This window comes from Achromobacter sp. UMC46 (assembly GCF_014170335.1).
Classification (GTDB): domain Bacteria; phylum Pseudomonadota; class Gammaproteobacteria; order Burkholderiales; family Burkholderiaceae_B; genus Achromobacter.
Window position 1 is genome coordinate 127333 of record NZ_LZZS01000038.1, and the last position, 26065, is coordinate 153397.

A 26065-nucleotide genomic window follows, 5' to 3' on the forward strand; every position below is an offset into this window, starting at 1 on the left:
CGATTGAAAGGGGGTCAGGGCTTGCCGTCGGCAGCCCCGGTTTTCTTGGCGGCCTTCGGCGCGGATCTGGCGGCCGTCTTGGCGGCAGGCTTGCGCGCCGCGGGCTTGGCGGCCTTCGCTTCGGCCTTCGTTTCGGTCTTGGCGGCGGCCTTGGACTCACCCGGCTTGGCCTTGGCGTCCGCCCCCGGCTCCGCGGGCGTGCCCGGCATGGTCGCCGCGGTGGCCGCGGCGATCTGGTTGAACTGCTGCTGCAGCAGATCCCACCACGCCTTGGACGCCGATTGCGCGGCGGCGCCCATTTGCTCGCTCATGCCTTGCATGGACGATTCCGGCGAATCCTTACTGGCGGATGCGTCCGCGCCCTTGGCCTGGCCGTCCGCTGCCCGGCCTTCGGCCGGCGGCGGATTCGATGCCGGCTTGGCCTTGGGCGCGGGCTTCAAGCCCAGCACCACTTCCAGCGGAGACGCGGCGCCGCTGTCGCGAACCCCGCCCAGGTCCATGTTGGCCGCGCTATCCACAAACGCGCGCAACGTGCTGATGGTGGAGCGCTGCACTTCCATGCCCTGGATGGTGGACGACAGCATCGACAAGTTCATGCGCAGCCAGTTTTCCACCGAGCGCAGTTCCGCGATGCGGCGGTCCAGGTCTTCAAGGTTCATGGGCGGGGCCATCGGCAGGCTGCTGGCCAGGCCGCCCGGCCCGGTCAGGCCCGCCCAGGCCTGGCGCATCATTTCCATGCTGGCCAGGAGGGGATTGCCCGACAGGTCGGAATTCTGTCCCATGCCAGGAAGGACGAACGGGTTCGTGAATTGGTCGCTCATGCCAGGTCTCCCCAAATACGGATGGTTTCCGCCGGCTGCCGGTCAACCCGGCAGCAGCTGGTTATTCTCCACGCGCACACGATCGCCCGAGGCAAAGGCGAACGGCTGCGCGCTGCGGAACTGGCGCGCACTACCGTCGCCCATGCGGACCGTCAGTTCATAGTGCGTCACCGTTTGTTGCTGTCTGATATTACGCTCAACTTCACGGCCTGCCAAAGCGCCGCCAACCGCGCCCAGCACGGTCAGGGCCGTCTTGCCGCTGCCTCCGCCAAACTGATTACCCACAACGCCTCCCACCACGCCGCCACCAATGGTGCCGACCAGATGGTCGCTGTTGTCTTTCACGGGCACCTGCACCTGGCGCACCGACTCCACCACGCCGCAGCTCTGGCAGGCTTGCTGCGCCGGGGCGGGCGCCGCCGGACGGGGTGCCGCGGCGGAAGCCGGGCGGCCGGTCTGGGCCGGCGCAGGCGACGCCGCCGCCTGGGGCGCGGGCGCCAGGTTGGCGCTTTCGGGGCCGGCGCCCGCGACGGGCGCATCCGCGTGCGGGTTGGCCGACGGCGAGGGCAGCCAGCCCATCACCGCGGCCACGCCCACCGCGCACATGACAATGACGGCGATCGCCGCGGCCGCGACCAGCGGATGCAGGCCGCGGCGCGGGTTCTCGATTCGGGTGGTATTCATGACGAAGCTCCATCGTAACTAACCGGCATCGGTATAGCACCCGGGCGCGGTTTCGGCATGTTGCGATGGTGACGCTTCTTTGCAGGCGCCGCGCCGGTGGACAGCCCATCCCATTCGTGGACAATAGGCGCATGGATTCCATTTCCCTGCCCCAGCTCGAACAGGCGATCAACTATTGGCGCAATGTGTCGCCGTCGGTCGGCGACGAATCGCGCCTGTGCCCCGAAGCCGCGGCGCTGGCCACGCCTTATGCCCTGATGATCATCTCGCACCGGCACGACATCCTGGTCGCCGAGCTCAATGAAAAAGCCCAGGCGGCGCTGGCCGGCTGGGCTGCTTCGGGCGCGCATGCGCCTTCCAATCCCTGATCAGCCTTTCAGCAGGGCCTGGATGTCGTGCGTCAGGGCGTCCACGCCCAGGTTGTTGTTGGCCAGCACGCGGGATTCGCCCTTGGCATCCAGCAAGTAGAACGCGGCGGTATGGTCCATCGTGTAGTTGCCATCCTTGGTGGGCGCCTTGGCGTAGTACGCCTTGAACGAGGCGGCCGCCTTCTTGACCTGGTCCGGCGTGCCGGTCAGGCCCAGGAAGCGCGGGTCGAAGGCCGTGACGTACTGTTTCAGTACTTCTTGCGTGTCGCGCTCGGGATCCACCGTGATCAGCAGCACCTGCACGCGGTCGGCGTCCGGGCCCAGCTTCTTCATGACCTCCGTCAGCTCGGCCAGCGACGTGGGGCACACGTCGGGGCACTGCGTGAACCCGAAGAACACCACCACCACCTTGCCGGCGAAGTCGGACAGCTGACGCGGCTTGCCATTGGTGTCGGTCAGTTCCATGGCGCGGCCCAGCTGGGTGCCGCTGATGTCGCTGCCTTTGAACTTGGGCGCGCTTTCGCCGCAAGCGGCAAGGGCGGCGGTGAAGGCGGCGGCGGCGCCGAAACGCAGGGCCAGCCGGCGGCTGGCGGAAAACACGGACATCAACAACCTCCAGGGGGTCAGCGCAGCAGGCCGACCCAGTGGTCCACCAGCAGGGCGCCGAACAGCAGCGCCAGGTAGAGAATGGAAAAACGGAACATGCTGCGCGCCAGCTCGTCGCTATAGGCGCGGTACAGGCGCCACGCATACGAGACGAACATCCCGCCCAGCACCAAGGCCGACAGCAGATAGAGTTCGCCGCTCATGCGGATGGCGTAGGGCAACAGCGTCGTGGCCACCAACGCCACGCTGTACAGCAGGATATGCAGTCGCGTGAACTGGTTGCCGTGCGTGACCGGCAGCATGGGCAGGCCGGCCTTGGCGTAATCGTGGTTGCGGTAGAGCGCCAGCGCCCAGAAGTGCGGCGGCGTCCAGATGAAGATGATCAGCACCAGCACCCAGGCCTCGGCGGGCACGGAGTCGGCCACGGCGGCCCAGCCGAGTGCCGGCGGCATCGCGCCCGACAAGCCGCCGATCACGATGTTCTGCGGCGTGCGCGGCTTGAGGATGACGGTGTAGATGACGGCGTAGCCCACAAAAGTGGCGAAGGTCAGCCACATGGTCAGGGGGTTCACCAGCGTATACAGCACGAACATGCCCGCGCCGCCCAGCAGGCCGGACAGGCTCAGCACATGGAAGGCCGAGATGGTGCCCTGGGCCGTGGCGCGGCGCGCCGTGCGCAGCATGCGCGCGTCGACTTCCTGTTCGATCAGGCAGTTGATGGCGAATGCGGCGGCGGCAAGCAGCCAGATGCCAAGCGTGCCGAACAGCACGCGGCGCATGTCGGGGATGCCCGGGGCAGCGAGAAACATGCCGATGACTGCGCAAAACACCGCCAGCTGCGTGACGCGCGGCTTAGTGAGTACGAAGTATTGGCGGAACAATCCGGGTTGGGGAGCGGCAAGACTGGTCATAGTGGACCCTATTTTAAACGCGCACCGAATTGGGGCCATAGCCCCCGGCCGGCGCGCGTCCCGCTGTGGACAATCGCACCATCAGCACCACGGCGGCCAAGGTCAGGCCGGCGGCGCCCCCATTGTGCAGCACCGCGATCAGCAGCGGCCACTGGAAGAAGATGGTGGTCAGCCCGGTGAACAGCTGCGCGGCCAGCAGCGCCAGCATCAGCGTGGCGGGCCCGCGCAGGCCCGGCTCGGCCCGCAGCCGCCACGCCAGCGTGCCCAGGTACAGGAACACGACGAATGCGAAATTGCGGTGCACCCAATGGATCGCCGTCAGCGCCGGCTGCGAGATCATCTCACCGGACGGCAGTTCGCCCAGGCCGCGGATCACCGAATAGCCGCCATGGAAGTCCATGTCCGGCACCCATTTCCCGTGGCACATCGGAAAATCCATGCAGGCAAGCGCCGCGTAATTGGTGCTGACCCAGCCGCCCAAGGTCACCTGCACCAGCAGCAGGCCGAAGCCCACCGCCACCCATGGCTTCCAGCGGGCGGCCGCGGCGCCAACCGCCAGATGCGGGCGTTCGCGGGCCGACAGCCAGGTCATCAGCGCCAGCACCGACAGCCCGAACACCAGATGCGACGTCACCACGGCCGGCATCAGCTTGTGGGTGACCGTCCAGGCGCCGAACGCCCCTTGCACGCACACGGCGACAAGCGTTGCGACGGCCAGCGCGGGCGAACGGCCCAGTTCGCGGCGATAGCGCCACGCCATGTAGACGATGCCGATGATCAGCATGCCCAGGATGGTCCCGACATAGCGGTGGATCATCTCGATCCATGCCTTGGACATCGTCACCGGGCCGAAGGGCATGGCCTGCGACGCCTGATGGATGTCGCCCTGCGCGCCCAGCGGCGTCGCGCTGCCGTAGCAGCCGGGCCAGTCGGGGCAGCCCAGGCCCGAATCCGTCAGGCGCACGAAGGCGCCGAACATGATCAGGTCCAGGGTCAGGAACCAGGTGAAAAATACGAGCTTGCGATAACGCGCTTTGATGCGTTCCATATCAACCAATCTGTAAAACCAATTCAACCAATGCGCGAGTTGTAGACGAGCTTGCTGATGTCTTTGCGCACTTTCACGCCATCCGCCTCGGCAGGGTACTGCATCATCAGGTTGCCCAGCGGGTCGATCACCCACATCGGATCGGGCAAGCCGGGCTGGCCGGCGGCCGAATCCCGCGCCAGCAGGTAGCGCGCCAGCTGGTCCGGATCAACGCGCAGCATGACCGTGCCCTTGTAGGCTTCCAGCACCTTGTCCGGCACCGGCGCATCGTCCGTGATGAACCAGACGCGCGCCAGGCGGTCCACGTTCTTGCCTTGGCTGGCGTGGCTGTTGCGCGTGATGTAGAGCTTGCGGGCGCAGCTTTCCGGGCAGGCCGCGCCGTCGGCGGTCACCAGCAGCCACTTGCCCTTCAGGCTTTGCAGGTCGAACGGCTTGCCGTCCAGCGTGGTCAGCTTCAGCTTGGCCGCGGCCGGCATCGGGCGCTGCGGCGACACCAGCGTGCCGTAATTGCTGGAATCCGCGGGCCACCACTGCGGGTTCATGTACACCACGAAGGCGGCCACGATCGGCGCCAGCGAACACAGGAACACCAGCAGCATGGGCACCAATGAGCGCTTGCCTGCCGGCTTGTTGGATGAAATGTCGCGAGCCACGTTATATCCTGGATGATTCATTCATTGACGCGCGCATCAGGCCCGGGGGCCATCCTGCGTGCGCTGGCGCATGCGCTTGATGGCGCCCCCCAGCACCACCAGCCATGCGATGGCGGCTATCAGACCAAACGCAAACCACTGCACGGCGTAAGACGTGTTCTTCTGGAAATCCACCGACGGCTGCGGCCAGTCCCGGACCAGGCCGTCGGCAGCGCCCGCGCCCTGACCCGTCTGGCTCAGCACCACCGGCAACAAATTCAACCCCGTCGCGCGGGCATAGTCGGCAAGCGGCAGGTTCTGCACCTGCGGCACGCGGCCGCCTTCCACCGGCAGGGCATGGGGCAGCGCGGACTGATCCTGCCCGCCCATCGACCACAGCTCGAACAAACGCGGCACGCGGTCGGAGAGTTCGCCGATGACGGTCTGCGCGCCTTCGGGCGCGGCCGGCAGTTGTGGTTCGCCCTGGCCCTGGATCACGCGGGGCAGCCAGCCGCGCAGCACGACAACCGCCTGCCGCGACGACGCATCCAGCAGCAGCGGCGTGGCCAGCCAATAGCCGGGCCTGCCGTCGTGGTTACGGTTGTCCAGCAGTACACTGAATTGCGGCAGCCATGCGCCGCTGGCCTGGGCGACGCGCCACGCGGTCATGCTGTCGGAAGGCGTCGCCGGCGTCAGCATCAGCGGCGGCTGCTTGCGGCCCGCTTCGATCGCCGCCAGAATGGCGCGTCGCTCGTCGCTGCGACGCAGTTGCCATTGCCCCAGCGACACGAGGATCACCACGGCGATGCCAAGCAGGAGTAGGGCGGCTACCGTGTAGCGGGTTGAATGCGGTCGGGCCATGTATCGTTGCTAACTCTGTTTTGTCCGGAGACCACCATGCGCGTTTTCGTCGTCCTGGCCTTCATCGGCATTCTGGCCAGCCTGGCATCCGCCCTGGTCTATCTGATGCGGGACAAAGGCACTACCAGCCGCACCGTCAATGCGCTGACGGTGCGCATCGGGCTGTCGGTCGCCCTGTTCCTGTTCGTGCTGTTCGCCCATCACATGGGCTGGATCGAAAGCACCGGGCTTAGATAGGCCCGCGGGGCATCGGTTCCCGCCCCCATCGCAACAAAGCGCGATCGGCGCCCGGCATTGTCACCGCCTGGCCCCCTATCGCGCTTTGCCCGCCCTGCGCCGCAGAGCGGGTCCGTGCCGGCCTGCGTCAGAACCAGTAGACGAACAGGTACAGGCCCAGCCACACCACGTCCACGAAGTGCCAGTACCAGGCCGCGCCTTCAAAGCCGAAGTGGTGGTCGGCGGTGAAGTGGCCCCGGATCAGGCGGATCAGGATGACCGTCAGCATGGTGGCGCCCAGGATCACGTGGAAGCCGTGGAAGCCGGTCAGCATGTAGAACAGCGACCCATACGCGCCCGAGTTGAACTTCAGGTTCAGCTCGGTGTACGCATGATGGTATTCGGCGGCCTGACAGGCCACGAAGATGAAGCCCAGGATGACCGTGGCGGCCAGCCAGAACATCGTCTTGCCGCGGTGGTTCTCGCGCAGCGCATGGTGGGCGATCGTCAGCGTGACGCCCGAGGACAGCAGCAGCGCCGTGTTGATCGTGGGCAGCCAGAACGGGCCGACCGTCTGGAACTGCTCGACCACGCCGGCCGGGCCGAAGTTGGGCCAGGCGGCCTTGAAGTCGGGCCACAGCATCAGGCGGTGGTCGATGTCGCCCAGCCACGGCGTGGTGATCGTGCGCGTGTACCAGAGCGCGCCGAAGAACGCGGCGAAGAACATCACCTCAGAGAAGATGAACCAGCTCATGCCCCAACGGTACGACCCGTCGATGCGCTTGCTGTTCATGCCGGATTCGGATTCCTGGATGGCGTCGCCGAACCAGTAGTACAGCACGACGATCAGGCCGATAAAGCCCGCCAGCACGGCCCATTTGGCCCAGCCGACGCCGTTGATCCAGGCCGCGGCGCCCAGCCCCATGAACAGCAGCGCGACCGCCGTGCGCACGGGATGCCCCGAGTCGGCGGGCACGAAGTAGTACGGTGCCTCTTTACCTTGAACCGAGTGGCTTGCACTCATGGTTTTCTCCCTGGTACAGACTTATAGATTAAGTGATTCAAGTCAGGCTTGAAACCGCCCAACGCACAATTAATACCAGCACAGTAACGAAGATTGCCGCCGCCAGCAGCCCGGCCACGATCACGTGCACCGGGTTCAGCCTGGCGCTGTCTTCCCGGTAGCCCGCGCCCTTGCGCACGCCGAAAAACCCCCACGCCACCGCCTTCATCGTCTGAAGGAAACTCAGCTTGCGCCGAGTGGTTTCGTGCAGGTCGTCGCTCATGCGCGTGGCCTAGCCGACCGCGTTGCCGGTCAGCAGCGCCGACCCGCGAAACACGGTCCAGCCGAACACGGCAAGAACGAAAACCAGCAGGACCAGTCCTGCAATCTTGTTACGGCGGCGCTGCTCGGGTGTCATTCTCGTGCTACCTGGAACATGAAAGGCTTGCTCACTTCACTTCGGGCGGGGTTTCGAAGGTGTGGAACGGGGCGGGCGACGGCACCGTCCATTCCAGCCCTTCGGCGCCTTCCCACGGCTTCGCGGCGGCCACTTCGCCCTTGCCCATGTAGCAGCGCACGATCGCCCACAGGAAAATCAGCTGCGACAGGCCGAACCAGAACGCGCCGATGGTGGCCATCTGGTGGAACGTCGTGAACTGCGCGGCGTAGTCGGCGTACCGGCGCGGCATGCCGGCCAGGCCCAGGAAGTGCATCGGAAAGAAGGTCACGTTGAACGAGATCAGCGTCGACCAGAAATGCAGCTTGCCCAGCTTTTCGCTGTACATGCGGCCGGTCCACTTGGGCACCCAGTAGTAGGCGCCGGCGAACAGCGCGAACAGGGAACCCGCCACCAGCACGTAGTGGAAGTGGGCCACCACGTAGTAGGTGTCGTGCACCTGGATGTCGATCGGGGCCACGGACAGGATCAGGCCGGTGAAGCCACCCATCGTGAACACGAAGATGAAGCCGATCGAGAACAGCATCGGCGTCTCGAACGTCATCGAGCCGCGCCACATCGTGGCGACCCAGTTGAACACCTTCACCCCGGTGGGAATGGAGATGAGCATGGTGGCGTACATGAAGTAGAGCTGGCCCGTCACCGGCATGCCCGTCGTGAACATGTGGTGGGCCCACACGATGAACGACAGCACGGCGATGGAGGCGGTGGCGTACACCATCGAGGCGTACCCGAACAGCTTCTTGCGGGCGAACGCGGGCACGATGGCCGACACGATGCCGAACGCCGGCAAGATCATGATGTAGACCTCGGGGTGCCCGAAGAACCAGAACACGTGCTGGTACAGGACCGGGTCGCCGCCGGCGGCCGCGTTGAAGAAGCCCGTGCCGAAGTGGCGGTCGGTCAGCACCATGGTGATGGCCGCGGCCAGCACCGGCATCACGGCCAGCAGCAGGAACGCGGTGATCAGCCAGGTCCAGCAGAACAGCGGCATCTTCATTAGCGTCAAGCCGGGCGCGCGCATGTTCAGGATGGTCACGATGATGTTGATCGCGCCCATGATCGACGACGCGCCCATGATGTGCATCGCGAAAATGCCCAGGTCCATGCCCGGACCCATCTGCAGGGACAGCGGCGCATACAGCGTCCAGCCCGCAGCGGTGGCGCCGCCCGGCACGAAGAACGACGCCGTCAGCATGATCGCGGCCACCGGCAGCAGCCAGAAGCTGAAGTTGTTCATGCGCGCGAATGCCATGTCGGACGCGCCGATCTGCATCGGGATCATCCAGTTCGCGAAGCCCACGAAGGCCGGCATGATGGCGCCGAACACCATGATGATGCCGTGCATGGTCGTGAACTGGTTGAACAGTTCGGGGCGGAAGAACTGCAAGCCCGGCTCGAACAATTCAGTGCGCAGCAGCAAGGCGAGCGTGCCGCCTTCCAGCAACATGGCAAACGAGAAGATGAGATACATCGTCCCGATGTCTTTATGGTTCGTGGCGAAAAGCCAGCGGCGCCAGCCCGTGGGCATGGCGTGGTGGTGGTCATCGTGACCGTGGCCGTGGCCCGGCGACACGTGGTCTACAGTGACGCTGCTCATGATGGACTCCTTCCTGCTGAGTGCCGCCCCCGTTCCACGGGGACGGCAGGGTATCTCTAACTAAACGGAACCGGTTCTAACGGTGGGAACGCGAGGCGCGCGATTAACGCGCGGCCGCGACATCCTTCGGTAGAACCGTCGGGTCCTGCCCCTTGCCTGCATTGCTCCAGGCATGGCGCGTATAGCTGATGACCGCTGCGATCTCGACATCATTGAGCTGCCCGCCGAATGCCGCCATGGCGGTGCCGGGCTTGCCCTTGAGCACGGTGTTGATCTGGTCCGCCTTGGGGCCCAGAACAACCTTGTCTCCGTCGAGCGGTGGGAAACTGCCCGGAATGCCCTTGCCGTTGGCCTGGTGACAGGCCACGCAATTGGCGGCGAAAACCTTCTCGCCACGGGCAACCAGTTCGGCTTCCGTCCACTCTTTATTAGGATCGTCGGCGTTTGCCGCCATCTTCTTTTTCTGGTCTTCAACCCACTTATCGTAGTCGGCCTGCGCCAGGACTTCCACGACGATGGGCATGAAGGCGTGGTCTTTGCCACAGAGTTCCGCGCACTGGCCACGATAGATGCCGGGCTTTTCCGCGCGGAACCAGGCGTCGCGCAGGAAGCCGGGGATGGCATCCTGCTTGACGCCGAAGTCGGGGATCATCCACGAGTGGATGACGTCGGCCGCGGTCAGCACGACCCGGACCTTCTTGTCCACCGGCACCACCATGTGGTTGTCCACTTCCATCAGATAGAACTCGCCCTTGGGCTCGCGGTTCTCGATCTGCGCGCGGGGCGTGGACAGCGTGGACAGGAACTTGACGCCGGCAGCGGAACCGTCGAGGTACTCGTACCCCCACTTCCATTGATAGCCCGTGACCTTGATGGTCAGGTCGGCGCTTGAGGTGTCTTTCATGGCCACGACCGTCTTGGTGGCCGGTAGCGCCATGGCGATGACGATGATGAAGGGGATGACCGTCCAGGCGACTTCCACGCCCAGATGCTCATGGAAGGTCGCGGCCTTGTGTCCCCGGGACTTCCGGTGTGCCCAGATGGAGTAGAACATCACTCCGAACACACCGATGAAAATCACAATACAGATCGTGAGCAGCAACCAATGCAGCCACATGATGTCGCGCGAAATCGCCGTGACACCTTCATGCAGGTTCAGCTGATTGACCTTCGGGCCGCCGGGCATGTCTTGCACCTGAGCGCTGGCCACGCTGCCAATCAGCATCGCACAAGCCCCCAGTATCCCTCTCCACTTCTTCATGCTTACCTCGAAACACGGCGCGAGGGCCCTTGTCGCCTAGTGGCACGAGTGTCACTTCAACAGGACTACGCGCAATTATTAGATGGCAGGGCTAGGCAGGGAGATAGAGCGGCCCCCGCATTCCCACTCGAAATCACAAAGAAACTGGCGGATTATAGCGGACACGCAAACAGATGTAAGACGGGCCCCTTGATTTCATAGGTCCCGCCCCCATCTGCACGCGCCCCTTGACCGCACGCCATAAACAGGGTGGCATAAAATCACCGCCAACCTCATCACGGCGCCCAACGATGCCCAAGCAGTTGTCCGATTTGTATGCCGACCTGTGCGCCCGCGCGCAGGAACCCGCCCCCGAAGGCGCGCACGCTTTATATATAGCGGGGCGCCGCTGCGGCTGGGCGACGCATGCGGCGTGCGATGCGCTGCGCGACGCGCCCCGCATCGCCTGCGACGACACGTCGCTGCATATCGGCCCAGACCTGACGCCGGGCGCCGAGCTCAACGCCGTGCTGGAAAACGCCGCGGAACTGTTGCGCCAAGCCAACTGCCTGCGCGGCTGGCGCGACGAACTGCTGGACGTGATGGACGGCGTGATGCCCTTGGGCGTGATCGAGCGCGCGGCGGTGCGGCCGCTGGGCCTCTTGACCAAGGCGGTGCATCTGAACGCCTGGACGCCGGACGGTCGGCTGTGGGTCGCGCGGCGCGCGCTCAGCAAGTCCACCGATCCCGGTATGTGGGACACCTTGGTGGGCGGCCTGGCCGGTTGCGGCGAAGACCTGGAATTGGCCTTGCTGCGCGAATGCGGTGAAGAAGCGGGTCTGGATGCGCCCGACCTGGCCCGGCGCACGCCCTTGCGCACCATTCTGCGCATCCACCGCCGGCTGCCCGAGGGCTATCAGGTCGAAGACGTGCTGACCAGCACCTGCGTGCTGGCGGCCGACGCCCGCCCCGCCAATCGGGACGGCGAAGTCATGCAGATCGCCACCGTGGATGTGGCGACCGCCGTGCGGCAGATCGCCGAAGGCGAATTCACGCTGGAAGCGGCGCTGGTGATCGTCGAAGACATCATGCAGCGCCAGGCCGCCGGCCAGATCTGATTCAGCGGGGCGCAACCCCTGGCTCGCCCAACATGCCGGGCGGCGGCTCGGCCACATCCGCTTCGGCGGCAGGGCGCGCTTCCGGGACAGCCGTCCGTGCGGCGGGCACCGCCGTCGCCTCCGCCCCGCTCGACTTTTCCGGACTGCCCGTCGCTTCCGATCCGCCTGCCCCTTTCGGCATCTCGGCGCCCGCGGCTTCCGCCGCTTCGGCGGCCTGCGCCGGGCTCGGTGCCGAGACCGGCGCAGGGGCCGGCGCGGCAGCTGCGGCCGAGGCCTGCGAGAACTGCTTCCAGACCTCGATCGCGCGCAGGCGCTGCTTGGCCACGACCTGGATGCGTTCGCGCAAATGCTCGTCGCGCGCCAGCAGGGCGTGGAAATCGCGCGAGGACAGCATCAACAGCTTGCTGTAGCCCAACGACGTCACTTCCGGCGTGATCTGCTGTTCGCCCAGCAGCCCGAGTTCGCCGAAGAACTCGCCGCTGCCCAGTTCGATCATGGTGTGGTCGGGCAAGTGCACGGCCACCGCGCCTGAGGCCACGAAACACATTTCCTCGCCATGGCGGCCCTGGGTCAGCACGCGCTGATCGGGCAGGGACAGGCGCGGCTTGAGCAGCTTGCTGATCGCGCGCAGCGAATCGGGCGACAGGCCTTCGAACAGCGGCACCCGCTTGATGAGCTCGGCCGCGCTCATTTCGATATCCAGCGGGGGGTGCGTGTCGATATGCGCCCAACGGCTCTTCAATTGCGCCATCAGGTCCGCATAGACCTCGCCGCTGATCAGGAACTGCTCAAGCATGTCGCGGTAACGGATGCGCTCCAGCTCGCGGGCCACGCGGCCCAGGTAGCTTTCCTGCAACCACTGCGCATACGACGGGTATTGCAGGTTCAGCGCCTGCATGGCGCTTTCGATCAGGTCCAGGCGGCGCTGGTGCAGGGACACGATGCGCTGCGTGGCTTCTTCGCCCAGCAGCGGGGTGACCTGCTCGCGCGCGAACACGATCAGCCGCTGCGCGACGGAGCGCTTGCTCATCAGGTTGGCGAAGCGCTGCCCCAGTTCGCGCGCCAGCCAGCCCTGGAAGCCGAACAGGTAGTGCATGCGCAACGCCAGGCGGAAACCGGTGGAATAGCGCACGTCCGCCACGATGGCGCGTTCAAAGCCCGGCACGCCGCCCAGGCGGATGGCGTCCTCCAGCCTTTCCGCCCGTGCCAGCAAGGCCTCGGCCATGCGCCAGTCCACGATCTGCGCCTTCAGGATGTCGAAGAACATTTCCTCTTCGCGCTGCGCCACGATAGCCAGGCCGACGGCCACGCGCTGCTCGTCGCTCATCTGGCCGACCTGGCCGTCGTGCACGCTGGTCAGGCTGGCGTCAAACACCGCGCGGATGCGGTCTCGGACCTCGGTGCCGATGTGCTCGGTCTTGGCCACTTCGTCGGTTTTGCCCTGCAGGTCTTCCAGCGCCACGGCCAGCGCCTGGTTGCGGATGGTGCGCTCCACCGACGACAGCTGGTTCAGGCCCAGCATGCGGATCAGCGGCCGCAGGCTGATGCCGTTGATGAAGAGCGTCAGCAGGACGTAGCTGGTCGTGGCCACCGCGATGAACTGGCGCGCCTCTTCAGGCACGCCGGTCTGCTCCGTCACGGCCAGCGCCAGCGCCAGCGACACGGCGCCGCGCAGTCCGCCCCACAGCATCACCACCTTGTACGGATTGCTGACCTTGGTGCCCAGTTTGGTCAGCCCCAACAACGGCAGCAGCCCGAAGACCACGATAGCGCGCGCGATCAGCGTCGCGACAAATACTACGGCCACCAGCACCAGTTCCTGCCAATCGGCCGCGGCCATCAGCTTGGGGATCAGCATGGCCGCAAACAGGAAAATCAGCGAGTTGGCCCAGAACCCGAATTGCTCCCAGGCGCTGGACAGGTACTCGAAAGTGGTGGGGGACATGCGCGTGCGACCGGTGGACCCCACGACCAGGCCCGCGATCACCGTGGCGACCACCCCCGACACGTTCAGGTAGTGCTCGGAAATGAAGAAGGACAGGTAGGCGAGCGTCAGCGTCAGCGTGATCTCGGCCGTGGGGAAGCCGCGCAGCCACGCGAACAGGAAGCAGGCCAGCCGCCCCATCGCGAAGCCGGCGATGCCGCCCCCGATGAAGTGCACGATGAAGTCGTTGAAAATGCCGCTGACGGTCAGTTCGCCATGGCCGCTCAACACGGCCAGCAGCACGGAGTACAGGGCGATGGACGCCGCGTCGTTGAACAGGCTTTCGCCTTCGACGAGCGTCGTCAGCCGCTTGGGCGCGCCGACCTCGCGGAAGATGCCCACCACGGCGACGGGGTCGGTCGTGGCGACGATGGCGCCCAGCAGCAGGCAGACCACCAGGCCGTAGGGCGAGATCGCGTCCAGCGTCACGCCGACCACCACGGTGCACACCACCACGGCCACGATGGCCATCATCAGGATGGGGCCGATGTCGTCCATCAAGCGGCGGACGTTCATGGACAGCGCGGTCTCGAACAGCAGCACCGGCAGGAACACCATCAGGAAGGTTTCAGACGAGATCTCGAAACGTTCCAGCGAATCCAGGAAATCGGCGATCCAGCTGGGCGCCCAGCCGTGCACGTGGATGATGATGCCCAGCAGACAGCCGACGATAGCCAACAGCACCGAGTACGGCAGCTTGAGGCGGCCGGCCAGCGGTGGCATGAAGCAGACCAGTGTGAGCAACCCGGCCAAACCGAAAACAAGAAAACCGACATCCATGGATAGCGCCGCGTCCCGATCATGAAGCGAGTGTGAAGTTCCCCAAGAATAGCGGCTTTTTTCCGAGGCCCCCTGCGGCAAGCGGCCTGTAATCAGGGAGAACGCACGTTTCGTTACCCCAAGGCGCGCGCGAAATTCGCGCCATGCCCTGTTTTTTGGGTAATGTGCAAACGTATTCACTTCGCAGGAGCGGCACTTGCCCCGCGTCCATTCCCTGGCCCGGCGTCACGAAGCGCCCGCCATGCTCGTCCAATTGACCGACAGCCATTTGTTCGGCGAACCCGACACCGCGATGCTGGGCGTCAATACCGACGCGAGCCTGCGCGCCGTGCTGCGCCAGATCGACGCCGATGGCAAGCACCCCGACCTGTTGCTGGCCACGGGGGACCTGTCGCAAGACGGGGAAGCCGCCTCGTACCGGCGCTTTGCCGCCATCCTGGGTGAAGCGAGCGCGTTGGCGCGCGCGCAGATCCGGTGCCTGCCGGGCAACCACGACCAGCCGGCCGTGCTGCGCCAGGAATTGCCGCAATGGTCGGCGCCGGTGACCGATGTCGGCGCCTGGCGCGTCGTGGCGCTGGACACCACGGTGCCCGGCTCCAATGCCGGCCACTTGCCCGACAGCCAGCTGGACCTGCTGGAAGCCGCCCTGGCGGAAGCTCCCGGCCGGCACACCCTGGTCGCGATGCATCACAACCCGATGCAGATCGACAGCCACTGGCATGATTCGATGATGATCGACAACCCGCAGGCGCTTTTCAAGCGCCTGGCCCGCTGGCCGCAGGCGCGCGTGATGCTGTGGGGGCACGTGCACCACGAGTTCGACCGCCGCCGGCACAATCTGCGCATGCTGGCCACGCCGTCGACGTGCTTCCAGTTCAGCATCCGCGACGGCAAGCACGTCGTCGACAACATGGCGCCCGGCTACCGCTGGATCAAGCTCTATCAGGACGGGTCGATGGCAACCGGCGTGCGCCGCGTGCAGGACGCCCTGTGGCATACCGCGCTGGCGCCGGACGACGCGCAAGCCGCATGAGGCCTTAATCCCGGTATCGCCGCCGGTTTCACGGCGGCCTCTCCATTCCGAACGCGCATAAAAAACGGGGCACCAAGATATGCATGGTGCCCCGCAAGCATCCGTCTCATAGGGGAGGGGAAAGAGGAGAAGCCGAGACGGATGACAAGACTGCTAACCGAAGTTCGCGGTCTACATGAAGTTAGTCGGCGCGATCCCCATTAAGTTTCTCCAATCGCGCAAAATTTATGGCCAAATTTGTATCAATTTATTGAGCGATCGTGACGCCTGTGCGGCCGCAGCATTCTGACGGGCGCCGCACAAGGAAAAGGGCCGCTTTCGCGGCCCTTCCGGGGTTTGATGCAGCGGATCGAAGGCGGCGATCAGGCAGCCAGGTTGCCGCGCATCTTCTTCAGGGCGGCCGCTTCGATCTGGCGGATGCGTTCGGCCGATACGCCGAATTCCTGCGCCAGTTCATGCAGCGTGGCGCCCCCGTCGTCTTGCAGCCAGCGGGCCTCGACGATGCGGCGCGAACGGGCGTCCAGCGCTTCCAGCGCGGTGGCAAGTCCGGTGCTTTGCAGCTGGTCGCGTGCAGCGCGTTCCAGCACTCGCGTGGGTTCCTGGCGGCCGTCGTCGGACAGGTAGGCGATCGGCGCGTAGCTGTCGTCGTCGTCGTCCTGGTTTTCCAGCGACATGTCGCGGCCGGACATGCGCACTTCCATTTCGCTCACGTCTTCGCGGCGCACGTTCAGTTCGCGCGCGATGTGATCGACCTGATCCGGGTCCAGCGTCTGGCCGTCGGGGCGCATGCTGCGCAGGTTGAAGAACAGCTTGCGCTGGGCCTTGGTGGTAGCCACCTTGACCAGGCGCCAGTTGCGAATGATGTATTCGTGGATTTCGGCCTTGATCCAGTGCACGGCGAACGACACCAGGCGCACACCGCGCTCGGGGTCGAAACGCTTCACGGCCTTCATCAGGCCGACGTTGCCTTCCTGGATCAGGTCGGCGTGCGGCAAGCCATACCCGAGGTACTGGCGGGCAACCGATACCACCAGGCGCAGGTGCGACAGAATCAGCTCGCGCGCGGCGCCCAGGTCTTCCTGGTCGCGCAGGCGACGGCCCAGCTCGGTTTCACGCTCGGCGGACAGGACCGGCAGGCGGTTGACCGAAGAGATATACGCGTCGATCGTGCCAAGTGCGCCCGGATTGGCAATGGCCAACGCCAGGGCGTTGCCGGAAGCGGCCAACGAGGTACTGGGTTGTTTCATAGCGAGGGTCTCCGGAAAGCGAAGGGGTAACGACATGGATTCGATGTTAGCACTCTAGTAGAGGGAGTGCTAATTCGACTATTGCGGCGCGTCAAAGTTTCACAGAAACAAGTGCGTCCCCGTTTATTTTGTTAGCCCAACCTCACCACCCGAGGCGCTTGAGCCCTTCAACCGTCGCCTCGCCGTCCGGCCGGACGAACAAGGCGCCCCGGGGGTCCATGAACACCTGGTACTTGGCGCCGTCGAACATCGGCATATAGGCGCCGCTTCCGAATTGGACATCGACAAAGGGGAACCAGTTCGGGAAGCTCTTCTTGAGCGACCCCAGGTCGGGCGCCGGCCAGTCGTCCAGCGCATGGACGGAGCGCGTGGCCGAGGCTTCGCGCGCCGCGTCGCTGTAGCGGCCGGACAAGCGCTCCAGGCGGTACAGGGGCGGCACGCCCGCCACCAGGGCCGGCAGTTTCCAGCGCACGACACGGGCGTCGATTTGCCATTGGTCGCCGTACAGCACGTATTGCTTGGGGCTGACCCCCGGCGCCGTGGCGGTGACCTGGAACTGGCCTTCCGCCTGCTGGCGCACCTCGATGCGGGCGACGGACTCGTCCGTGGTCAACCGGAAGAACTGGACCAGCGAGAGCGCCAACAAGCCGGACACGCATCCCAGCAGCACCAGCATGAGGCCGAACAGGCGGCGCACCGGCCGGAACTGGAACATCTTGCGGCCGCGCTCGTCGCGGGGCCCGCCCCGGCCCAACAGCATGGCCATGCCGGGCAGGAGAACGACGACGGCAACCAGGAGGATCCAGACGAAGGGAGCGATACCGTTGATCAAATCAGGCGTTCCTATTCAGGAAGCCGCGGCGCCTGGCCCGGCGCGCCCACGGCGCCACGAGCATGCCGCGGCAGGCTTCCCAGTATAGAAGCGCGTTTTCAGACAGCCGGCTTTCCAAGCCGTTCGACGTGAAACCGGATGTGATCTTCGATGAAGGTCGAGATGAAGTAGTAGCCGTGGTCGTAGCCGGCCTGGCGGCGCAGCGTCAGCGGCTGGCCGGCGTCGGCGCAGGCGGCCTCGAACACGTCGGGATACAACTGTTCAGCCAGGAATTGGTCTGATTCGCCTTGGTCGATCAGGATGCCGGCCGGGAAGGGCTGCTGCAGGCTGCGCATCAGCGCCGACGCGTCGTAAGCGGCCCAGTCCAGGACGTTGTCGCCCAGGTAGGCGCCGAACGCCTTCTTGCCCCAGGGGCATTGGCTGGGCGCGGCAATGGGCGCGAAAGCCGACACCGAACGGAACTTGCCCGGATTGCGCAGCGCCAGCACCAGGGCGCCGTGGCCGCCCATGGAATGGCCGAAAATGCCCGTGCGCGATGCGTCGCCGGGCAGGGCGTCGCCCGTGACGATCGCGAAGAGTTCGTCGGCAACATAGCTGTACATGCGGTAGTGGCCGCGCCAGGCCGGGGTGGTGGCATCCACATAGAAGCCGGCGCCCGTGCCCAGGTCCCAGCTTTCGTCCTCGCCGGGCGCATTGGCGCCCCGCGGGCTGGTGTCCGGGGCGACAAGCATCACGCCCAGCTCGGCCGCCAGGCGCTGGGCGCCCGCCTTGATCATGAAGGTCTCTTCGGTGCAGGTCAGCCCCGCCAGATAGAACAGCACCGGCACCGGCCCGTGTTCCGCCTGCGGCGGCACGTAGACCGAAAAACGCATGGGCAGGCCGATCGCCTCGGACTCATGGCGGTAGTAGCGCTGCGTACCGCCAAAGCAGCGATGCTGGGAAATGAGCTCCAAGGCCACAGGCATGGATTTTCTCCGGTCAGGGGTGAAAAAAACGTCGACGGGTTAGGGTATATCCACGGTACGACGTTCCGTCGCCGAATGTTAACCTGCGCTTCATACGGGCCCGGCGGCAAAAAAAAAGAGATTCCGTGCCCATATTGTGATCACGGGACTTGACCAGCGCCCACCGTGGCACTATTTATATACCGTGAGCGAAGACAACCCGTTCTTCCAGATACGCAAGCCCTGACACTATGGCCCGTCTGCCCCGTCTGTACGCCCCTGGGCTGCCCCAACTGGTGCAGGCCAACTTCATTTCGCCGCTGGCCGCGCCATCGCAGCCAGCGCCCGCCGATATCCTGAACCAACTGGCCACGTGGCTGGGCGAATCCGCCCAACGCCATCGGGTGTCGGTTCATGGCTGGCTGCTTGCCAACGACCGCATCCTTTTGCTGGCCACCCCGGCCGACGAAGAAGGCCTGCCCAGGCTGATGCAGACGCTGGGCCGCAACCTGGCGGCGCGCCTGCGTGGCGGCCGCGTGTTCGCGGGCCGGTACCGGTCGGCCCTGCTGGAACCCGGCGCCTGGGTGCTGCCGGCACTGGTCTGGCTGGAAACCTACCCGGTGCGCAGCGGCGCGTCGCAAGACCCCGATTCCTGGCCTTGGTCGTCCGCGGCCAGCCATACCGGCAACACGACGGCGGCGCCCGCGCAGTGGCAATCCGACCACGCCGACTACTGGGCGTGCGGCAATACGCCGTTCGACCGCCAGGCCAACTACCGCAAGCGCTTGCAAGACGGCCTGTCGCGCGAGGAAACGCAGCGCATCGACCAGGCCGTCTCGGGCCAATGGGCGCTGGGCGGCGCCAGCTTTATCGCCAGCCTGGCCCATACCGCCAGCCGGCGAGTCGCCCCCGGCCAGCGCGGCCGTCCGCGCAAGAAGCCGGCTCCGCCGGCGGATGCCGAATCCAGTTCTCCGGCCCCGTCCTCGTCACCGCCTACGACGACCAGCTCCTGAAACTCCGACCCGCCTGCATGGCGGGTTTTCTTTTGGGTGGCCTCCCTTTTGAGTGGCCTCCCTTTTGGGTGGCCTCGTTTTGGGCGTTCTTCTGTTGGCATGCTGTCGAGCGCGCGTCCGTGTGCATTTTTCGCCACATCACCGCGCCGTCTTTTGGTTGGAAATGTCCATTTAATTAGGGACGCATAATGCGAAAATTGGCAATTCCACCAAGCCCGCCGTAACCGGTCTAAACCCCTCTCCACGGCAAGCCAATAACGGTGCGGCTGTTGTTATGTCCCTATATTTATGCCCTATGATGGAGCATTAATATAAGTAGGGTCATACCCCTATTGTTCCTGTTGCACCCTACTTGCAGCGGGGGTATTGTCCGTCTCCTGCACTGCAACATTACGACGCAGGCCCACTGCGGAGCGCGCCATGCCCCAAATTACCCCGATCGAATCCTGTCCCACCCCCAAGGCGACCCCTATCGATGCCAGCCGCATCGGTCTGCCGGCGGCCCAGGGCCTGTACCACCCCAAGAACGAGCATGACGCCTGCGGCGTCGGCTTTGTTGCGCACATCAAGGGCAAGAAAAGCCACGCGATCATCCAGCAAGGTCTGAAGATCCTTGAAAACCTGGACCACCGCGGCGCGGTCGGCGCCGACAAGCTGATGGGCGACGGCGCGGGCATCCTGATCCAGATCCCCGACACGCTCTACCGCGACGAGCTGGGCCAGCAAGGCATCGTCCTGCCGCCTCCCGGCGAGTACGGCGTGGCCATGGTGTTCCTGCCCAAGGAAACCGCCTCGCGCCTGGCGTGCGAACAAGAACTGGAACGTTCCGTGCGCGCCGAGGGCCAGGTCGTCCTGGGCTGGCGCAACGTGCCGGTGGACGTCGACATGCCGATGTCGCCCACCGTGCGCGAATGCGAGCCCGTGATCCGCCAGCTGTTCATCGGCCGCGGCGCCGACGTGATGGTGCCGGACGCGCTGGAACGCAAGCTGTACGTGATCCGCAAGACGGCCAGCCACGCCATCCAGAACATGCATCTGGCCCATGGCAAGGAATACTTCGTGCCGTCGGCGTCGGTGCGCACCGTGGTCTACAAGGGCCTGTTGCTGGCCGATCAGGTCGGCCGCTACTACCGCGACCTGGCCGACACCCGCGCCGTGTCCGCGCTGGCGCTGGTGCACCAGCGCTTCTCGACCAACACGTTCCCCGCCTGGCCGCTGGCCCACCCGTACCGCATGATCGCCCACAACGGCGAAATCAATACGGTCAAGGGCAACTTCAACTGGCTGCGCGCCCGTGAAGGCATGATGCAGTCGGCCGTGCTGGGCGACGACCTGAAGAAGCTGTACCCGATCGTCTACGAAGGCCAGTCCGACACCGCCACGTTCGACAACTGCCTGGAACTGCTGGTGAACTCGGGCTACTCGCTGGCCCACGCCATGATGATGATGATCCCGGAAGCCTGGGAACAGCACACGCAGATGGACGAGTCCCGCCGCGCCTTCTATGAATACCACGCCGCCATGATGGAGCCGTGGGACGGCCCCGCCGCCGTCGCGTTCACCGATGGCCGCCAGATCGGCGCCACGCTGGACCGCAACGGCCTGCGTCCCGCCCGCTACCTGGTGACCGACGACGATATGGTCATCCTGGCGTCCGAAGCCGGCACGCTGTCGATCCCCGAAAACCGCATCGTCAAGAAGTGGCGCCTGCAGCCGGGCAAGATGTTCCTGATCGACCTGGAACAGGGCCGCATCATCGACGACGCCGAAATCAAGCTGCAGCTGGCCAACAGCCGCCCGTACCGCCAGTGGATCGAACGCCTGCAGATCAAGCTGGAATCGCTGCCGGCCCCACGCCAGGTCGCCGTCGCCACGCAGTCGTCCGTGTCGCTGCTGGACCGTCAGCAGGCCTTCGGCTGGACCCAGGAAGACTACAAGTTCATCCTGGAACCCATGGCCTCGACCGGCGAAGAAGTCATCGGCTCGATGGGCAACGATGCCCCGCTGGCCGTACTGTCGGACCGCGCCAAGCCGTTCTACAACTACTTCCGCCAACTGTTCGCGCAGGTCACGAACCCGCCCATCGACCCCATCCGCGAACAGCTGGTGATGTCGCTGGTGTCGTTCATCGGCCCCAAGCCCAACCTGCTTGACATCAACAACGTCAACCCGCCGCTGCGCCTGGAAGTGTCCCAGCCGGTGCTGGATTTCGCCGCCATGGCGCAGATCCGCGACATCGAGCAGGTCACCGGCAAGAAATTCCGCAGCTTCGAGCTCGACATCACGTACCCCGCCGCCTGGGGCCCCGAGGGCATCGAAGCCCGCGTGGCCGCGCTGTGCGCGCGCGCCGTCGATGCGGTGCAAAGCGGCTACAACATCCTGATCGTGTCGGACCGCCTGGTCGACAGCGAACGCGTGGCCATCCCCGCGCTGCTGGCGACCTCCGCCGTCCACCAACACTTGATCCGGGCCGGCCTGCGCACCAACACCGGCCTGGTCGTGGAAACCGGCTCGGCCCGCGAAGTGCACCACTTCGCGCTGCTGGGCGGCTACGGCGCCGAAGCCATTCACCCCTACCTGGCGCTGGAATCGCTGGGCAAGCTGAATGACCCCGAAAAGGCCGTGAAGAACTTCATCAAGGCCATCGGCAAGGGCTTGAACAAAGTCATGTCCAAGATGGGCATCTCGACCTACATGTCCTACACCGGCGCGCAGATCTTCGAAGCCGTGGGCCTGCAGAGCGGCCTGGTGAACAAGTACTTCACCGGCACCTCGTCCAACATCGAAGGCATCGGCATCTTCCAGGTGGCCGAAGAAGCGCTGCGCCAGCATCGCGCGGCCTTCAGCACCGACCCGGTGCTGGCCAACGACCTGGACGCCGGCGGCGAATACGCCTACCGCGTCCGCGGCGAAGAGCATATGTGGACGCCGGATTCCATCGCCAAGCTGCAACACGCCTCGCGCGCCAACAACTACCGCACGTATAAGGAATACGCGCAGATCATCAACGACCAGAGCCGTCGCCACATGACCCTGCGCGGCCTGTTCGAGTTCCGCTTCGACCCGTCGCGCGCCATCCCGCTGGACGACGTCGAATCGGCCAAGGACATCGTCAAGCGCTTCGCCACCGGCGCCATGTCGCTGGGGTCGATCTCGACCGAGGCGCACTCGGTGCTGGCCGTGGCCATGAACCGCATCGGCGGCAAGTCCAACACCGGCGAAGGCGGCGAAGACGAACTGCGCTACCGCGCCGAAATGCGCGAAGGCAAAAGCACCATCAAGGACGGCGACACGCTGGCCTCGCTGCTGGGCTCGGACCGCATCGAAGCGGACGTCGTGCTGAAGAAGGGCGACTCGCTGCGCTCGAAGATCAAGCAGGTGGCGTCGGGCCGTTTCGGCGTGACCGCCGAGTACCTGTCGTCTGCCGACCAGATCCAGATCAAGATGGCGCAGGGCGCCAAGCCCGGCGAAGGCGGCCAACTGCCCGGCCACAAGGTGTCGGAATACATCGCCAAGCTGCGCTACTCGGTGCCGGGCGTGGGCCTGATTTCGCCCCCGCCGCACCATGACATCTATTCGATCGAAGACTTGGCCCAGCTGATCCACGATCTGAAGAACGTGAATTCCAAGGCATCCGTGTCGGTCAAGCTCGTGTCCGAAGTGGGCGTGGGCACGGTCGCCGCCGGCGTCGCCAAGGCCAAGGCCGACCACGTCGTGATCGCCGGCCATGACGGCGGCACGGGCGCGTCCCCGGTGTCGTCCATCAAGCACGTGGGCACGCCGTGGGAACTGGGCCTGGCCGAAACGCAACAGACGCTGGTGCTGAACCGCCTGCGCAGCCGCATCCGCGTGCAGGCCGACGGCCAGATGAAGACCGGCCGCGACGTCGTCATCGGCGCGCTGCTGGGCGCCGACGAGTTCGGCTTCGCCACGGCGCCGCTGGTCGTGGAAGGCTGCATCATGATGCGCAAGTGCCACCTGAACACCTGCCCGGTGGGCGTGGCCACGCAAGACCCGGTCCTGCGCAAGAAATTCCAGGGCAAACCCGAGCACGTCGTGAACTTCTTCTTCTTCATCGCCGAGGAAGTGCGCGAAATCATGGCCCAGCTGGGCATCCGCAAGTTCGACGACCTGATCGGCCGCGCCGATCTGCTGGACATGCGTTCGGGCGTCGAGCACTGGAAGGCGCAAGGGCTGGACTTTGCCCGCGTGTTCCATCAAACGCAGTCGGATGCCGACGTGCGCCAGACCGAAGAGCAGGACCACGGCCTGGCCGGCGCGCTGGACCACCAGTTGATCGACCGCAGCCGCCCCGCGCTGGAACGCGGCGAAAAGGTGTCCTTCATCGTGCCGGTGCGCAACCGCAACCGCACGATCGGCGCCATGCTGTCGGGCGCCGTGGCCTCGCGCTACGGCCACGACGGCCTGCCGGACGACACCATCCACATCCAGTGCAACGGCACCGCCGGCCAGAGCTTCGGCGCGTTCCTGGCGCACGGGATCACGATGGATCTGGTGGGCGAAGGCAACGACTACGTGGGCAAGGGCTTGTCCGGCGGCCGCATCATCGTGCGCTCGCCCAACGACTTCCGCGGCTTCGGCCCCGACCACATCATCGCCGGCAACACCGTGCTGTACGGCGCGCTGGCAGGCGAGGCGTTCTTCAACGGCGTGGCCGGCGAACGCTTCGCGGTGCGCAATTCGGGCGCCGCGACGGTGGTGGAAGGCACGGGCGACCACGGCTGCGAATACATGACGGGCGGCACGGTCGTGGTGCTGGGCGCCACGGGCCGCAACTTCGCGGCCGGCATGTCGGGCGGCGTGGCTTACGTCTGGGATCCGGAACGCACGCTCAAGCACCGCGTCAACCTGTCCATGGTGGAACTGGAAGGCGTGGTGCCGCATGCGGAACAGCAGGCGCTGAACAATATCGACATCTGGCACAGCGCGCAGCGCGGTGGCGAACGCGAGACGGATGAAACCATCCTGCGCCGCCTGGTGGAAGACCACTTCCGCTACACCGGCAGCTACCGCGCCCGCGAGATCCTGGGCGACTGGGAAGCCTCGCGCGGCAAATTCGTAAAGATCATGCCGACGGACTACCGTCGCGCATTGGGTGAAATGTGGCGTGCAGCCAATCAGCAACAACTGGCTGCGTGAGGGATACCATGGGAAAGATTACCGGCTTTATGGAATTTCAGCGTCTGCAGGAGGCCTCCGAGGCCCCACAGAAGCGGCTGAAGAACTGGCGCGAATTCGTGCTGCACCTGACCGACGACCAGGCCAAGCAGCAAGCCGCGCGCTGCATGGACTGCGGCATCCCGTTCTGCAACAACGGCTGCCCGGTCAACAACATCATCCCCGACTGGAATGACCTGGTGTACAAGCAGGACTGGCGCCGCGCGCTGGACGTGCTGCACTCCACCAACAACTTCCCCGAATTCACCGGCCGCATCTGCCCGGCGCCGTGTGAAGCTGCCTGTACCTTGAACATCAACAGCGACGCTGTCGGCATCAAGTCCATCGAGCACGCGATCATCGACAAGGGTTGGGCCGAAGGCTGGGTCGCGCCGCTGGTGCCGGCCAAAAAGACGGGCAAGAAGGTCGCGGTCGTGGGCTCCGGCCCCGCCGGCATGGCGTGCGCGCAGCAGCTGGCGCGCGCCGGCCACTCCGTGACGCTGTTCGAAAAGAGCGACCGCATCGGCGGCCTGCTGCGCTACGGCATCCCCGACTTCAAGCTGGAAAAGCACCAGATCGACCGCCGCATCTCGCAGATGGAAGCCGAGGGCGTGGAATTCGCGCCGTCGACCTACATCGGCAACCCGAAGGACCCGGTAGCCGACGGCCTGACCGTGCGCACGCCGGATTCGCTGAAGGCGGAATTCGACGCGATCGTCATGACCGGCGGCTCCGAGACCCCGCGCGACCTGCCCGTGCCGGGCCGCGAGCTGTCGGGCGTGTACTACGCCATGGACTTCCTGCGCCAGCAGAACAAGGCGGTCGCTGGCGACCGCCTGACCGACCAGACGCTTGCCAAGGGCAAGCACGTGGTCGTCATCGGCGGCGGCGACACGGGTTCCGATTGCGTGGGCACCAGCAACCGCCACGGCGCGGCCTCGGTCACGCAGTTCGAACTGATGCCCCAGCCGCCCGAGTCCGAAAACAAGACCATGACGTGGCCGTACTGGCCGTTGAAGATGCGCACGTCGTCGTCCCACGAAGAAGGCTGCGAGCGCGACTGGTCCGTGACCACCAAGCTGTTCAAGGGCAGCAACGGAAAGGTCGAGAAACTGGTCGGCGCCCGCGTCGAGTGGTTCAAGGACGACGCCACCGGCCAGATGAAGATGCGCGAAGTCGAAGGCTCGGAATTCGAGATCAAGGCTGACCTGATTCTGCTGGCCATGGGCTTCGTGGCGCCCGTGCAGACGGTGCTGGACGCGTTCGGCGTGGACCGCGACGCGCGCGGCAACGTGCGCGCCAACACGGACGACTACCGCACCAACGTGGAGAAGGTGTTTGCCGCGGGCGACATGCGCCGGGGCCAGTCGCTGGTGGTCTGGGCCATCCGCGAAGGCCGCCAGTGCGCGCGATCGGTGGACGCCTACCTGATGGGCGCAAGCGAACTGCCGCGCTGATCCTTTTTCGACCCGGCAATACCCGTTCGCCG

Annotated in this window: 23 protein-coding genes; 7 read left to right on the forward strand and 16 right to left on the reverse strand. The window is 65.4% G+C overall.

Features of this window, described 5'->3' with window-relative positions; genetic code table 11:
* Positions 1-14: 14 nt before the first annotated feature.
* Both A9973_RS27805 and A9973_RS27810 read right to left on the reverse strand, forming a co-directional pair.
* Positions 15-821 carry a PhaM family polyhydroxyalkanoate granule multifunctional regulatory protein gene (locus tag A9973_RS27805; RefSeq protein WP_183016837.1) on the reverse strand — a complete coding sequence of 269 codons (807 nt, stop codon included), beginning with the start codon at positions 819-821 and terminating at the stop codon, positions 15-17.
* A gap of 42 nt (positions 822-863) precedes the next feature.
* The gene (locus tag A9973_RS27810) at positions 864-1505 is read right to left on the reverse strand and encodes a glycine zipper 2TM domain-containing protein (protein WP_183016838.1); all 642 of its coding nucleotides are present in this window, start codon (positions 1503-1505) and stop codon (positions 864-866) included.
* 131 nt (positions 1506-1636) lie between these two features.
* Here A9973_RS27810 and A9973_RS27815 point away from each other — a divergent pair, with 131 nt between their 5' ends.
* Positions 1637-1873: a DUF3717 domain-containing protein gene (locus tag A9973_RS27815; RefSeq protein WP_183016839.1), complete on the forward strand. Its 237-nt coding sequence runs from the start codon at positions 1637-1639 to the stop codon at positions 1871-1873.
* Here the strand turns inward: A9973_RS27815 and A9973_RS27820 are convergent, their stop codons facing one another.
* The 5 genes from A9973_RS27820 to A9973_RS27840 form a co-directional block, all read right to left on the reverse strand.
* Entirely contained in the window at positions 1874-2479 is a 606-nt protein-coding gene (locus A9973_RS27820; protein WP_183016840.1) for an SCO family protein, read from the reverse strand.
* Between the two features lie 17 nt (positions 2480-2496).
* Positions 2497-3390, reverse strand: a complete 894-nt coding sequence (gene cyoE, locus A9973_RS27825; RefSeq protein ID WP_183016841.1) for a heme o synthase — start codon at positions 3388-3390, stop codon at positions 2497-2499.
* Positions 3391-3403: 13 nt separating this feature from the next.
* Positions 3404-4438 carry a heme A synthase gene (locus A9973_RS27830; RefSeq protein ID WP_183016842.1) on the reverse strand — a complete coding sequence of 345 codons (1035 nt, stop codon included), beginning with the start codon at positions 4436-4438 and terminating at the stop codon, positions 3404-3406.
* A 23-nt stretch (positions 4439-4461) separates the two neighbouring features.
* Positions 4462-5037, reverse strand: coding sequence for a hypothetical protein (locus A9973_RS27835; protein WP_220805693.1), 576 nt, complete (start codon positions 5035-5037; stop codon positions 4462-4464).
* Positions 5038-5127: 90 nt separating this feature from the next.
* On the reverse strand, positions 5128-5931 hold the full coding sequence (locus tag A9973_RS27840) for an SURF1 family protein (protein WP_183016844.1): 804 nt from the start codon (positions 5929-5931) through the stop codon (positions 5128-5130).
* 36 nt (positions 5932-5967) lie between these two features.
* Here A9973_RS27840 and A9973_RS27845 point away from each other — a divergent pair, with 36 nt between their 5' ends.
* The gene (locus A9973_RS27845) at positions 5968-6168 is read left to right on the forward strand and encodes a twin transmembrane helix small protein (RefSeq protein ID WP_006224570.1); all 201 of its coding nucleotides are present in this window, start codon (positions 5968-5970) and stop codon (positions 6166-6168) included.
* A 127-nt stretch (positions 6169-6295) separates the two neighbouring features.
* Here A9973_RS27845 and A9973_RS27850 read toward each other — a convergent pair whose 3' ends face one another.
* The 5 genes from A9973_RS27850 to coxB form a co-directional block, all read right to left on the reverse strand.
* Positions 6296-7171 carry a cytochrome c oxidase subunit 3 gene (locus tag A9973_RS27850; RefSeq protein ID WP_183016845.1) on the reverse strand — a complete coding sequence of 292 codons (876 nt, stop codon included), beginning with the start codon at positions 7169-7171 and terminating at the stop codon, positions 6296-6298.
* A gap of 37 nt (positions 7172-7208) precedes the next feature.
* Positions 7209-7433: a DUF2970 domain-containing protein gene (locus A9973_RS27855; protein ID WP_006224568.1), complete on the reverse strand. Its 225-nt coding sequence runs from the start codon at positions 7431-7433 to the stop codon at positions 7209-7211.
* 9 nt (positions 7434-7442) lie between these two features.
* Positions 7443-7568 carry a cytochrome oxidase small assembly protein gene (locus tag A9973_RS30990; protein ID WP_220805688.1) on the reverse strand — a complete coding sequence of 42 codons (126 nt, stop codon included), beginning with the start codon at positions 7566-7568 and terminating at the stop codon, positions 7443-7445.
* A 31-nt stretch (positions 7569-7599) separates the two neighbouring features.
* Positions 7600-9207, reverse strand: a complete 1608-nt coding sequence (gene ctaD, locus A9973_RS27860) for a cytochrome c oxidase subunit I (protein ID WP_169274114.1) — start codon at positions 9205-9207, stop codon at positions 7600-7602.
* Between the two features lie 103 nt (positions 9208-9310).
* The gene (coxB, locus tag A9973_RS27865; protein ID WP_035213042.1) at positions 9311-10468 is read right to left on the reverse strand and encodes a cytochrome c oxidase subunit II; all 1158 of its coding nucleotides are present in this window, start codon (positions 10466-10468) and stop codon (positions 9311-9313) included.
* Positions 10469-10758: 290 nt separating this feature from the next.
* Here coxB and A9973_RS27870 point away from each other — a divergent pair, with 290 nt between their 5' ends.
* The gene (locus tag A9973_RS27870) at positions 10759-11565 is read left to right on the forward strand and encodes an NUDIX hydrolase family protein (protein ID WP_183016846.1); all 807 of its coding nucleotides are present in this window, start codon (positions 10759-10761) and stop codon (positions 11563-11565) included.
* Position 11566: 1 nt separating this feature from the next.
* Here A9973_RS27870 and A9973_RS27875 read toward each other — a convergent pair whose 3' ends face one another.
* The gene (locus tag A9973_RS27875) at positions 11567-14329 is read right to left on the reverse strand and encodes a cation:proton antiporter (protein ID WP_183016847.1); all 2763 of its coding nucleotides are present in this window, start codon (positions 14327-14329) and stop codon (positions 11567-11569) included.
* 196 nt (positions 14330-14525) lie between these two features.
* Here A9973_RS27875 and A9973_RS27880 point away from each other — a divergent pair, with 196 nt between their 5' ends.
* Positions 14526-15362 carry a metallophosphoesterase gene (locus A9973_RS27880; protein WP_183016848.1) on the forward strand — a complete coding sequence of 279 codons (837 nt, stop codon included), beginning with the start codon at positions 14526-14528 and terminating at the stop codon, positions 15360-15362.
* A 362-nt stretch (positions 15363-15724) separates the two neighbouring features.
* On the opposite strand, the gene rpoH is transcribed toward A9973_RS27880, so the two are convergent.
* The 3 genes from rpoH to fghA form a co-directional block, all read right to left on the reverse strand.
* Positions 15725-16609: an RNA polymerase sigma factor RpoH gene (rpoH, locus tag A9973_RS27885; RefSeq protein ID WP_183016849.1), complete on the reverse strand. Its 885-nt coding sequence runs from the start codon at positions 16607-16609 to the stop codon at positions 15725-15727.
* 142 nt (positions 16610-16751) lie between these two features.
* Complete coding sequence (locus A9973_RS27890; protein WP_183016850.1) at positions 16752-17441, reverse strand: hypothetical protein; 690 nt, start codon at positions 17439-17441, stop codon at positions 16752-16754.
* A 98-nt stretch (positions 17442-17539) separates the two neighbouring features.
* On the reverse strand, positions 17540-18406 hold the full coding sequence (gene fghA / locus A9973_RS27895) for an S-formylglutathione hydrolase (protein WP_183016851.1): 867 nt from the start codon (positions 18404-18406) through the stop codon (positions 17540-17542).
* Between the two features lie 230 nt (positions 18407-18636).
* Here fghA and A9973_RS27900 point away from each other — a divergent pair, with 230 nt between their 5' ends.
* The 3 genes from A9973_RS27900 (at position 18637) to A9973_RS27910 (ending at position 26033) form a co-directional block, all read left to right on the forward strand.
* Positions 18637-19398, forward strand: a complete 762-nt coding sequence (locus A9973_RS27900; RefSeq protein WP_183016852.1) for a hypothetical protein — start codon at positions 18637-18639, stop codon at positions 19396-19398.
* Between the two features lie 420 nt (positions 19399-19818).
* Positions 19819-24558, forward strand: a complete 4740-nt coding sequence (locus A9973_RS27905; RefSeq protein WP_183016853.1) for a glutamate synthase-related protein — start codon at positions 19819-19821, stop codon at positions 24556-24558.
* An 8-nt stretch (positions 24559-24566) separates the two neighbouring features.
* The gene (locus tag A9973_RS27910) at positions 24567-26033 is read left to right on the forward strand and encodes a glutamate synthase subunit beta (RefSeq protein WP_183016854.1); all 1467 of its coding nucleotides are present in this window, start codon (positions 24567-24569) and stop codon (positions 26031-26033) included.
* Positions 26034-26065: the final 32 nt, after the last annotated feature.

Coding starts and splice junctions, on each gene's coding strand:
- A9973_RS27805 (WP_183016837.1), bottom strand. CDS start 821: ATGAGCGACCAATTCACGAACCCGTTCGTCCTTCCTGGCATGGGACAG.
- A9973_RS27810 (WP_183016838.1), bottom strand. CDS start 1,505: ATGAATACCACCCGAATCGAGAACCCGCGCCGCGGCCTGCATCCGCTG.
- A9973_RS27815 (WP_183016839.1), top strand. CDS start 1,637: ATGGATTCCATTTCCCTGCCCCAGCTCGAACAGGCGATCAACTATTGG.
- A9973_RS27820 (WP_183016840.1), bottom strand. CDS start 2,479: ATGTCCGTGTTTTCCGCCAGCCGCCGGCTGGCCCTGCGTTTCGGCGCC.
- cyoE (WP_183016841.1), bottom strand. CDS start 3,390: ATGACCAGTCTTGCCGCTCCCCAACCCGGATTGTTCCGCCAATACTTC.
- A9973_RS27830 (WP_183016842.1), bottom strand. CDS start 4,438: ATGGAACGCATCAAAGCGCGTTATCGCAAGCTCGTATTTTTCACCTGG.
- A9973_RS27835 (WP_220805693.1), bottom strand. CDS start 5,037: ATGCTGCTGGTGTTCCTGTGTTCGCTGGCGCCGATCGTGGCCGCCTTC.
- A9973_RS27840 (WP_183016844.1), bottom strand. CDS start 5,931: ATGGCCCGACCGCATTCAACCCGCTACACGGTAGCCGCCCTACTCCTG.
- A9973_RS27845 (WP_006224570.1), top strand. CDS start 5,968: ATGCGCGTTTTCGTCGTCCTGGCCTTCATCGGCATTCTGGCCAGCCTG.
- A9973_RS27850 (WP_183016845.1), bottom strand. CDS start 7,171: ATGAGTGCAAGCCACTCGGTTCAAGGTAAAGAGGCACCGTACTACTTC.
- A9973_RS27855 (WP_006224568.1), bottom strand. CDS start 7,433: ATGAGCGACGACCTGCACGAAACCACTCGGCGCAAGCTGAGTTTCCTT.
- A9973_RS30990 (WP_220805688.1), bottom strand. CDS start 7,568: ATGACACCCGAGCAGCGCCGCCGTAACAAGATTGCAGGACTGGTCCTG.
- ctaD (WP_169274114.1), bottom strand. CDS start 9,207: ATGAGCAGCGTCACTGTAGACCACGTGTCGCCGGGCCACGGCCACGGT.
- coxB (WP_035213042.1), bottom strand. CDS start 10,468: ATGAAGAAGTGGAGAGGGATACTGGGGGCTTGTGCGATGCTGATTGGC.
- A9973_RS27870 (WP_183016846.1), top strand. CDS start 10,759: ATGCCCAAGCAGTTGTCCGATTTGTATGCCGACCTGTGCGCCCGCGCG.
- A9973_RS27875 (WP_183016847.1), bottom strand. CDS start 14,329: ATGGATGTCGGTTTTCTTGTTTTCGGTTTGGCCGGGTTGCTCACACTG.
- rpoH (WP_183016849.1), bottom strand. CDS start 16,609: ATGAAACAACCCAGTACCTCGTTGGCCGCTTCCGGCAACGCCCTGGCG.
- fghA (WP_183016851.1), bottom strand. CDS start 18,406: ATGCCTGTGGCCTTGGAGCTCATTTCCCAGCATCGCTGCTTTGGCGGT.
- A9973_RS27900 (WP_183016852.1), top strand. CDS start 18,637: ATGGCCCGTCTGCCCCGTCTGTACGCCCCTGGGCTGCCCCAACTGGTG.
- A9973_RS27905 (WP_183016853.1), top strand. CDS start 19,819: ATGCCCCAAATTACCCCGATCGAATCCTGTCCCACCCCCAAGGCGACC.
- A9973_RS27910 (WP_183016854.1), top strand. CDS start 24,567: ATGGGAAAGATTACCGGCTTTATGGAATTTCAGCGTCTGCAGGAGGCC.